Origin of the sequence: Vibrio sp. ZF57, from assembly GCF_001691235.1 — a bacterium.
Classification (GTDB): Bacteria; Pseudomonadota; Gammaproteobacteria; order Enterobacterales; family Vibrionaceae; genus Vibrio; species Vibrio crassostreae_C.
The window spans coordinates 81,682-82,132 of sequence record NZ_MAKD01000041.1; the positions used below are offsets into that span (position 1 = coordinate 81,682).

Here is a 451-nt window from a genome sequence, read left to right on the forward strand (position 1 = left end):
GGTATCGTCGGTTGATGGCACACCCTCGACCATCAAAGTGACGATTAATGGCACCAACGATGCAGCGACAGTCAGTACCGCAACAGTCAGTGTGGATGAGACTGATAAAGCGGTAACGACATCAGGAACATTGACTAGTACCGATGTTGATAATCCAGACAATACGTTCACGCCGGATTCGATTTCAGGTACCAATGGCGACCTTACTATTGATGCCAGTGGACATTGGGTGTTCACCGCCAACAGTGCGTTTAATCAACTAAACGTTGGCGATAAGGTCGAAGAAACCTTCACGGTGTCGTCTGTTGATGGCACAGCGTCAACGATCAAAGTGACAATTAATGGCACCAATGATAAAGCGACGGTCAGTACCGCAACGGTCAGTGTGGATGAAACTGACAAAGCGGTAACGACATCAGGAACATTGACCAGTACCGACGTAGATAATCCA

Annotated in this window: 1 protein-coding gene; it reads left to right on the forward strand. The window is 47.9% G+C overall.

Annotated features, from left to right (window positions below; all coding sequences use genetic code 11):
• The coding region (locus tag A6D97_RS04940) for a VCBS domain-containing protein (RefSeq protein ID WP_206208206.1) at positions 1–451 on the forward strand (451 nt) is incomplete at both ends.